Annotated in this window: 9 protein-coding genes; 4 read left to right on the forward strand and 5 right to left on the reverse strand. The window is 56.2% G+C overall.

The window, feature by feature from the left end:
• Window positions 1-104: 104 nt before the first annotated feature.
• From NW818_RS11870 to psbE, 4 genes are all read right to left on the reverse strand, one after another.
• On the reverse strand, window positions 105-224 hold the full coding sequence (locus tag NW818_RS11870) for a photosystem II reaction center protein J (RefSeq protein ID WP_011433112.1): 120 nt from the start codon (window positions 222-224) through the stop codon (window positions 105-107).
• Between the two features lie 141 nt (window positions 225-365).
• Window positions 366-491 (reverse strand): photosystem II reaction center protein L, encoded by a 126-nt coding sequence (locus NW818_RS11875; protein ID WP_011433111.1) that lies wholly within the window; start codon window positions 489-491, stop codon window positions 366-368.
• Between the two features lie 5 nt (window positions 492-496).
• Window positions 497-628, reverse strand: a complete 132-nt coding sequence (psbF, locus tag NW818_RS11880; RefSeq protein WP_011433110.1) for a cytochrome b559 subunit beta — start codon at window positions 626-628, stop codon at window positions 497-499.
• Between the two features lie 76 nt (window positions 629-704).
• Window positions 705-950: a cytochrome b559 subunit alpha gene (psbE, locus tag NW818_RS11885; protein ID WP_011433109.1), complete on the reverse strand. Its 246-nt coding sequence runs from the start codon at window positions 948-950 to the stop codon at window positions 705-707.
• A gap of 309 nt (window positions 951-1,259) precedes the next feature.
• On the opposite strand from psbE, the gene NW818_RS11890 reads away from it, so the two are divergent.
• Entirely contained in the window at window positions 1,260-2,945 is a 1,686-nt protein-coding gene (locus NW818_RS11890; RefSeq protein WP_414408682.1) for an S-layer homology domain-containing protein, read from the forward strand.
• A gap of 18 nt (window positions 2,946-2,963) precedes the next feature.
• On the opposite strand, the gene NW818_RS11895 is transcribed toward NW818_RS11890, so the two are convergent.
• Complete coding sequence (locus NW818_RS11895) at window positions 2,964-4,691, reverse strand: HD domain-containing protein (RefSeq protein ID WP_414424668.1); 1,728 nt, start codon at window positions 4,689-4,691, stop codon at window positions 2,964-2,966.
• Window positions 4,692-4,899: 208 nt separating this feature from the next.
• Here NW818_RS11895 and thrS point away from each other — a divergent pair, with 208 nt between their 5' ends.
• From thrS to NW818_RS11910, 3 genes are all read left to right on the forward strand, one after another.
• A complete protein-coding gene (thrS, locus tag NW818_RS11900) occupies window positions 4,900-6,711 on the forward strand; it encodes a threonine--tRNA ligase (RefSeq protein WP_414424669.1) in 1,812 nt (603 codons plus the stop codon).
• A gap of 442 nt (window positions 6,712-7,153) precedes the next feature.
• Window positions 7,154-8,359 (forward strand): formamidase, encoded by a 1,206-nt coding sequence (gene fmdA / locus NW818_RS11905; RefSeq protein ID WP_414356687.1) that lies wholly within the window; start codon window positions 7,154-7,156, stop codon window positions 8,357-8,359.
• A 40-nt stretch (window positions 8,360-8,399) separates the two neighbouring features.
• Complete coding sequence (locus tag NW818_RS11910; protein ID WP_041438561.1) at window positions 8,400-8,675, forward strand: FmdB family zinc ribbon protein; 276 nt, start codon at window positions 8,400-8,402, stop codon at window positions 8,673-8,675.
• The last annotated feature ends 114 nt before the right edge of the window (window positions 8,676-8,789 follow it).

Below are 8,789 nucleotides of genomic sequence, written 5' to 3' on the forward strand. Positions count from 1 at the left end.
GCGGGGCTCCTGCGATTTCTAGCTGAATTCGGCTAGGTCGTAAAAACCATGGGACCCTTTACCCCTACCTATTGGGGGCTACTACCAGACCGAAAACCTCAAACCTACAGACTAGAGCCTAGGCCCACATAGGAGCCATAGAAAAAGAGCCCAACTACCGTGATCACACCCAAACCGGCAACCACAGCCACTATCCACAAAGGGATCCTTGCTTGACTGGTCATAGCAACTGGTCTCCAAAAAAGACAGAACTAGCAGCAATTACATTCTCAGTAAACTTAGCAAAGGGGAGCAAGGGCTAGCCAAAAGCCAGCATTGTCCCCTGCGCTCTTTCCCAACTCCAAGAGCAGAGTGGGATCCTGGCCTCAGTTGAGAAAATAGCTGGAGAACAACAGCCCAACCACAAACACCAGCAGCAAACCCAGGTAAAGGGAAGTGCGGTTTAGCTCCACCGGTTGGGAGTTGGGATTCCTTTCGGGTTGATCAGCCATTGGGTTCACCGTTGAATAAACTGCATTGCAGCAATAGCTCCCAAGAAGAAAACAGTTGGGATCGCCAAGGTATGTACCGCCAGCCAACGGACGGTAAAAACAGGGTAAAAAACGGGTTCATCAGATTTAGTGGCCATAGATATCACCCTACGCAAAAAGCTCAATCAACTTACAAATTGCAATAACGAATAGTCCACTTACCCACGGGCACTCCTAGCGAGTCAGCCTCTCCAGCTCCTCCAGAGCATTGAAGCGATCGCTAACGATCGGCAACTCCTGGCGCTCTGCCGTGAAATACTCATTGGGGCGCGGGGTGCCAAAAATATCATAGGCCAGGCCAGTGCTCACAAAAAGCCAGCCTGCCAAAAACAAAGCGGGAATGGTCAGGGCGTGAATAACCCAGTAGCGGACACTGGTAATGATATCGACAAAAGGTCGCTCTCCGGTGCTGCCAGCCATGAAACTCCTCCCTAGGGTAGGGGCAAAAGTGCTTTCTGAACTTTCTGAGTCTATAACACAATGATAAGGATTTGGATGCACAACTACAAGTTACGAGACCCTTGCTTAGGCCCTTTGCTGTCAAGCCGGATCCCGTCTTGCATAGGTAAAATCTCCTAAGGGATCCCTGCGGCGAACCTTCTTACCCGAGTTTTCAGAATCTCACTGCCAAAGGGCGCAATCCCAAGGGGCATCGAGGGCTTGAGGATGGGGCGGAAGTTTGAGATAAGCTGGCCCTGAGGGGATGTTGTTGGAACAGGAGTGACAGCTATGCGGTGCTCGTGGCCCCTAGCTCTGAGCTTGTGTTGGACGCTGGGCTGGTCGGGTGTCAGCTTGCCGGCTTGGTCCCAAGGGGTGGAGCAGCAAGCCTCGCTGGCCTGGACCGACCCCTACGTGGCGGCTCTGGAACGTCAGACAGATGTGGTGATCACCCAAGAACCCCTGTCAGCCACCCTGACCCGTCTGGAATTGGCCCAGTGGCTGACGGAGTTTTTCGGCTACATTCCCAATCCCAACCAGGTGCAGGAGATTCGCGACCTAGAGCCCAACACCCCCGACTATTGGACTGCCCAAGCCGTGCTGCAGGCGGGGGCCATGCGCCTATACGAGGGCAACGAGTTTCGCCCGCAAGGGGATATCACCCACCTGGAAGCCCTGGCCATTTTGGTGCGGGCTCTGCAATTGCCTGCTCCCACCCAGGCCGACATTGAGCGCTGGATGGCTCTGTACACCGATGCGGCTGATGTGCCGGAGGTAGGGCGGGCTTTTGTGGCCATGGCAGGCGAGGCGGGGCTGCTGGTGAATGTGCCGGATCCAGCTCGTCTTCAGCCCAATCGCGTGCTGAGGCGAGCAGAAGGGGCGGTGTTGTTGCATCAGGCCCTGGTGTATCGCGGTCAGCTTCCGCCCTTGCCACCCCCTGTGGCCCAGTTGCGTCCCTCCCCAGCCCGGGTGGCCGAGACTGTCCAACCCGAAATCTTCCAAACGCGGATCACTCCCGAGGGAGGAAGTGTTCCTGCAGGGGGAACCTTGACCATTGAAGCGCAGGCCACTCCCAACGGCAGGGCTACGGTTGATATCGGCGGCGTGGTTCAGGGTCTGCCGATGCAGGAGGTGCAGCCCGGCTACTACCGCGCAGTTTATAGCCTTGGTCCTCAGGATGCCGTCTTTGGCCCCGACATCAGTATTCAGTTGACCCTCAATGGCGTCAGTACCCGCGTTCAACGGCGGCTACCTCAACTGGCCTTGGGCAATGTTGCTCCTCCGCCAGTGGAGTCGGTGTTTCCGCCCCCAGCTCCTCTGCCGCAGCCAGCCCCTCTGACTGCAGCCAGCAATCGCTATCCGCGCATTGAGGCCATTCGCTTGGATCCCCAGCGCGACTTGGTGGAAGGGGACATTCTCACCATTGCCATTTGGGGGGAATCTGGAGGGATCGCCCAGTTTGATCTGGGGAATCTGGCCCTGAACCAGCCGATGCGGGAGGTACGACCCAACCACTACGAAGGCACCTACGTGGTAGCCCCCACCCACCAGGCCAACAATCCCACCTTGCGGATTGTGCTCACCAAGGACGGCCTCAGCCAGGAACATCGGGAGATTTTTCCTTTTTCTATCGATGGCTCCAGAGGAACCCGCTCCACCATTCAGCCGGTTTCCGCACCCGTCGCCACGGGACTGCCCCAGATTTTCAGTGTCACCACCAACAGCACCAATCTGCGCATGGGAGAAATTCTCAAAGTCACCATGCGAGGGGATCCGGGGGGGCGGGCTGCTTTTCGGATTGTTGGGGTAACGCCGGAAGTCGAAATGCGGGAGGTGGCGCCGGGCCTATACGAAACCCAGCAGCAGTTGCCCTTCAACATGCAGCCGGTCAACAACGGCATCATCGAGGTGATTTTGCAAAGAGGGGGCCAAAAGACCACCCAAACCAGCCCCTCGCCCATTACCATCGCCCCTTAGCTAGGATCCCCGAGAAGGCTAAACTGCTGCCTCAAAGGGATCGGCGCTGCGCTGGATCTGGGTAGAGAGCTTGGGGATTACCTGCAGGTTGAACTGTTGCTCGAAGACTTTTTTCTTCTCGTTTAAGCTCCACAACTCTAGGGCACAGTCGTCCTTGGGATGCCTGGGATCCAAAATCAACTCCATGCGGCGGGGGCCTTCTCCCAGGAGCTGAAAACGGCAGTGCAGGGCTTGAATGGCCTGCAGGCGGCGGCGATCCAAAGCACAGGCTATGCGCAGCAGGGGGCTCAGTTCCAGCACCACTTGGCGATCCCGCTCGTCGCTGAGGCGCTGGAAGTTCTCGTGCTTCTTCTTGGGGGGCGACTTGCGGTGGTAGCGGGCCAAGTTGGCGATCACCTCCACCTCTTCTTCGTTGAAGCCCAAGAGTTCTCCATGGCGGATCAGGTAGTAGGAGTGCTTGTGGTGGGCGGCATGGCTGATGAAGTGGCCGCAGTTGTGCAGCATGGCCGCCGCCCAGAGAAGAGCCCGCTCCCGGGATCCCCAGCCATGCAGGATGCCGCGGGTTTGATCGAAAAGGCTGAGGGCAAACTCGGCCACCCGCTCGGCATAGGGGATCTCCACCTGGTATTTTTCCGCCAACTTGAGGACGCTGCGCCGCCGCACCGAGCTGTGGTAGCGCAGCCGATCCTCAATCAGCCCTTGGCCGATCATCCAGTCCACGATCAGCCCTTCCCGCAGAGCCCGTTCGCAAAACTGGATCCGCTCCACCCCCAGCAGGGTCATCACTTCTTCCAAGATGACCGCCCCGGCTAGGATGATCTCCCCCCGCCTTTCCCCCAGGCCGGGCAGCTTTTGCCGTTCGGCCACCGTGAGGGAGCGCAGCTCTTTGATGTAGCCGCGCAGGGCTTCCAGGCTGAACTCATACCCCTGCAGGCGATGGGGGAGAGCGCCCAACCGACGGCGGGCATCCAACTGGGCCAGGCACTCGACGGTGCCAGAGGTGCCCACCAAAGGCAGGGATCCCTGTTGTTGTGAAGAGGCAAGGATCCGCTTCATCTGCTCGATGGGGGATTCCAGCATGCCGCGGATGTGCTGGCGCAGGGCTTGCAGTTCGGCAGAAGTGGGCGGGTCGTGGTGCAAAAAAGCCTGGGTCAGACGCACTGCCCCTACCTTGACGCTGCGCAGAAACTCCGGCTCTTGGCCATTGCCCAAGATCAGCTCGGTGGAGCCACCGCCGATATCCACCACCGCGTGCAGCCGGTTGTGGAACTCCATCGCCGAGAGCACCCCCAGGTAGATGCGGCGGGCCTCTTCCTGCCCCGAGATTAACTCCACCCGCAGGCCCAGCTCCCGTTCAATCCGCTTCAAAAACTCCAGCCCATTGGGGGCCTCGCGCACAGCACTGGTAGCCACGGCAACAATATCCTGCACCTGAAAGCTCTCAGCAATGCGGCAAAACCGCTCCAGAGCCGTCCGGGCCCGCTCCATGGCTGCAGGCGTGAGGGCGCCCGTCTGGTTGCAAAACTCCCCCAGCCGGACGGTGGCTTTTTCGCGGGAGATGAGGGTGAAGCTAGGGATACGGGGATTGATGCGCACCACCACCATGTGGAGAGAGTTGCTGCCCACATCGATGGCCGCCAGAACGGGGGCCGCCCAAGATTCAGAACGAGAAGCCGGGCCGGTTTCGGAAACTGGGGGAGCAGAGGCGACAGAGCGTTCCGTGAAGTCGGTGGGCGAAGAGATCATGGCTCGGGTAAGGGGGTCAACCCCTTTAGGATACTGTGTACTTTCCCCCCTTGTTCCGGGCCGAGTCGTGAGGTGAGGTTCGCGGTTGACTCGGCAAACAGGGGAATGGACTCAGCTTGGGATCCCTGCCGTTCTCGCCCCAGCCTAAGATAGAGACACGGATATCCATTTCTTCACTGTTCTTTCTTTGTTGTCGAAGCAGGTTCCGATGTCTCAGCCAGCCGAATCACCTCAGAAGGCCAACAGCACCCTCAAACTGCTGCGCACTCACGAGTCTCCCAAACTGGAGCGCATCCGCCACACCACTTCCCATGTCCTGGCTATGGCGGTGCAAAAGCTGTTTCCCAAGGCCCAGGTGACCATCGGCCCCACAACCGACTACGGCTTCTACTACGATTTTGACCATCCCGAGCCCTTCACGCCGGAAGATCTGGATCGCATCAAAAAAGAGATGCAGGCAATCATCAAAAAGGGCCTGCCGGTGATCCGCGAGGAGGTGAGCCGGGAAGAAGCCAGGCGCAGAATCGAAGCCCTCGGAGAACCCTACAAGCTGGAGATCTTAGACAGCATTCCCGAAGGGGAGGTCATCAGCATTTACCACTTGGGGAATGAATGGTGGGATCTCTGTGCTGGCCCCCACGTGGAAAACACCCGAGATCTCAACCCCAGAGCCTTTGATTTGCTCAGTGTGGCCGGCGCTTATTGGCGGGGGGATGAAACCAAGCCGCAGCTCCAACGCATCTACGGCACCGCCTGGGAGACCCCAGAGGAGCTGAAAGAATACAAACGGCGGCTGGAAGAAGCCAAACGGCGGGATCACCGCAAGCTGGGCAAAGAACTGGGCCTATTTTTGTTTTCGGATGAGGTGGGGCCGGGGCTGCCTCTCTGGACACCCAAGGGCACCATTCTGCGCTCGGTGCTGGAGGATTTTCTCAAGCAGGAGCAGCTCAAGCGGGGCTACCTGCCGGTGGTTACCCCTCATATTGCCCGTGTGGACTTGTTCAAGATCTCCGGCCACTGGCAAAAGTATCGGGAAGATATGTTTCCCATGATGTCGGAGAATGAGCAGGCGCGTGCGGCTGAACAGGGCTTTGTCATGAAGCCGATGAATTGTCCTTTTCACATCCAAATCTACAAATCCGAGCTGAGATCCTACCGCGATTTGCCCCTACGATATGCCGAGTTCGGCACCGTTTATCGCTACGAGCAATCGGGGGAATTGGGAGGTCTGACGCGAGTGCGTGGCTTCACGGTGGACGATGCCCATTTGTTTGTTCGCCCCGATCAATTGGAGGAGGAGTTTCTCAAGGTTGTCGATCTCATTTTGGTGGTTTTCGATAAGCTCAAGCTCAAGGATTTTCGCGCCCGCCTCAGCTTCCGGGATCCCAAGTCGGACAAATATCTGGGATCCCCCGAAGATTGGGACAAAGCCGAAAATGCCATCCGTCGCGCTGTGGAGAAGTTGTCGATGCCCCACTTTGAAGGGATCGGAGAGGCAGCCTTCTATGGGCCGAAGCTGGATTTTATTTTCCGCGACGCGCTGGATCGGGAGTGGCAACTGGGCACGGTTCAGGTGGACTACCAAAACCCACAGCGCTTTGATCTGCAATACGTAGCTGAGGATGGATCCCGGCAGCGTCCGGTGATGATTCACCGTGCTCCCTTTGGCTCGCTGGAACGACTCATCGGCATTCTCATCGAAGAATACGCTGGGGATTTTCCCTTCTGGCTGGCCCCGGAACAGGTGCGCATTTTGCCCGTTTCCGATCAGTATTTGGGCTATGCCACCCAAGTGCGGGATCAACTGCGAGAACACGGGATCCGCGTCCACATCGATGCCGACAGCGATCGTTTGCCCAAAAAAATCCGCAATGCCGAGAAGGCCCGGATCCCTTTTATGTTGATCGTGGGGGAACAGGAACAAGCGGCAGGAACGGTGAGCGTGCGCCAGCGCCATCGGCAGGAGCTGGGATCCCTGACGGTGGCAGATTTCCTAGCCCAGCTACAGGCACTTGACTAGCTTGGGCATTCGGGATCCCTGGCTTGCGGCAACTGGGTTTTCAGAACTTGAGGATCCCAGGTTCTGAGGATCTCAAGAAAGAGCTTGAGTTTCCCTTTCTCAAGGGAAGCCAAGGGGGCTAATTGAAAAATCAGGATTTGGCCGACAACCCACCATGTTCTCTAGGGATTTTCTGGAGAGGATCCTGCAACGCTTTAGGAGCTGACGGCTAAATCGATCTGTCGCCGAATGGATTGGCCGTTACTTTGGTGAATTGATTGATAGTTACTTTGAATTGCAGTGAAATAGCCTGTCGATCTAAGCTCCTCATCTCCCGCTCTGCGATTGTAGATAACAGCACTATGAATTGTAGCTTTTACTACAGTATTAGCTTCTCTATTGGAGATAGGCTTTTGTGCATTCAAAGTCTGACCGCAGAGTGATGACTCAAGGATAGGATCCCATGCCCAAAACGCTGTTTAAAGTTGACCTGACTAAGCCAATGGATCAACAGGATCTACCGGGTCACAACCGCTGGCATCCTGATATTCCCGCTGTGGTTTCTGTAAACCCTGGCGAGGTATTCCGAATTGAGTGTAAAGACTGGACGGATGGGCAAATCAAAAACAACGATGATCCTTCCGACATTGAGCAGGTTGACCTAAGCGTTGTCCATGTTTTGAGTGGGCCTATTTGGGTTAACGGCGCCCAGCCTGGAGATATCCTGGTTGTCGATCTGTTAGACATTGGGCCACTGCCGGGAGACGAGTGGGGGTTTACAGGTATTTTTGCCAAAGAAAATGGAGGGGGATTCCTCACCGATCATTTTCCCAACGCGGCCAAAGCCATCTGGGATTTTCAAGGCATTTACACCACTTCCAGACACATTCCCCATGTGCGCTTTGCCGGCATCATTCACCCCGGCCTCATTGGCTGTGCCCCATCTCACGAGTTGCTGGCGGCTTGGAATAAGCGGGAAGCTGAGCTGGTCGCTTCGGCTCCCGATTTGCGCACTTACGGCGCGGGGCTATCCGGCAATCAGCCTGTGCTGGCCGCCTTGCCCAATCCCAAGAACGCAATTTTGGGAACTTTGCCCAAGTCAGAGTATGAGCGGGTTGCTGCTGAAGCGGCTCGGACGGTGCCCCCGCGAGAGCACGGCGGTAATTGCGATATTAAAAACCTGTCTAAAGGAACACGGATCTACTTCCCGGTTTACGTGGAGGGTGCCAAGCTGTCGATGGGAGATATTCACTTCTCGCAAGGGGATGGGGAGATCTCTTTTTGTGGCGCTATTGAGATGTCGGGCTACATCGATCTCCACGTCGATCTAATCAAGGGTGGTGTTGAGAAGTACAGATTGGTTAACCCCATTTTTAAGCCCGGCCCTGTTGAGCCACGTTACTCGGAATACCTTGTGTTTGAGGGCATTTCTGTGGACGAGCTTACAGGTAAGCAGCATTATATGGATGTTCACATTGCCTATCGACGCGCCTGCTTAAATGCCATCGAATATCTGAAAAAATTCGGCTTTACGGGAGAACAAGCTTATCTGCTGCTCAGTTCTGCACCGGTGGAGGGCAGAGTGAGTGGGATCGTCGATATTCCCAATGCTTGCTGTACGGTGGCTGTTCCTACGCAAATCTTCGACATAGATATTCTCCCTAGGTGAATGTTATCCGATGCCTCGTTCAAGGGGGTGGAATAGGAAGATGCCGCTGTATGAGTTTAAGTGTCAAACCTGTGGGGAGTTTGAGGTATGGCGGCCCTTATCTCAATATCGAGATCCGGCCTATTGTCCTTCTTGCAATCAGGAAGGGAAACGTCTCATTTCAGTTCCCATGGTTCAGCTTTCCAGCTCTTTGCCTATTTCAAAGGGGGGAAGAGAACCCAAACTGATCAAGCGTGAACAGCACTCAAATTCTGATCCAAACTCGCCAAAATATCGCTCCCAATCCTGTGGGCGACCTTGGATGTTGCACCATTAGTTATTAGACATAGTTGTTTCAGGCTAGGGTAAGACGCCTGGGCTATTGAAAAAAGCCTTCTGGCCCCGTGCATTATTGCTCCGCAGCGCTATTGCTATGCCTACGGCACCCTGA

The sequence above is a fragment of the Synechococcus sp. R6-5 genome (assembly GCF_047461775.1).
Taxonomy (GTDB): Bacteria; Cyanobacteriota; Cyanobacteriia; order Thermostichales; family Thermostichaceae; genus Thermostichus.

What these genes read in the sequence shown, in the direction of transcription:
- NW818_RS11870 (WP_011433112.1), bottom strand. Translation starts at nt 224, where the DNA reads ATGACCAGTCAAGCAAGGATCCCTTTGTGGATAGTGGCTGTGGTTGCC.
- NW818_RS11875 (WP_011433111.1), bottom strand. Translation starts at nt 491, where the DNA reads ATGGCTGATCAACCCGAAAGGAATCCCAACTCCCAACCGGTGGAGCTA.
- psbF (WP_011433110.1), bottom strand. Translation starts at nt 628, where the DNA reads ATGGCCACTAAATCTGATGAACCCGTTTTTTACCCTGTTTTTACCGTC.
- psbE (WP_011433109.1), bottom strand. Translation starts at nt 950, where the DNA reads ATGGCTGGCAGCACCGGAGAGCGACCTTTTGTCGATATCATTACCAGT.
- NW818_RS11890 (WP_414408682.1), top strand. Translation starts at nt 1,260, where the DNA reads ATGCGGTGCTCGTGGCCCCTAGCTCTGAGCTTGTGTTGGACGCTGGGC.
- NW818_RS11895 (WP_414424668.1), bottom strand. Translation starts at nt 4,691, where the DNA reads ATGATCTCTTCGCCCACCGACTTCACGGAACGCTCTGTCGCCTCTGCT.
- thrS (WP_414424669.1), top strand. Translation starts at nt 4,900, where the DNA reads ATGTCTCAGCCAGCCGAATCACCTCAGAAGGCCAACAGCACCCTCAAA.
- fmdA (WP_414356687.1), top strand. Translation starts at nt 7,154, where the DNA reads ATGCCCAAAACGCTGTTTAAAGTTGACCTGACTAAGCCAATGGATCAA.
- NW818_RS11910 (WP_041438561.1), top strand. Translation starts at nt 8,400, where the DNA reads ATGCCGCTGTATGAGTTTAAGTGTCAAACCTGTGGGGAGTTTGAGGTA.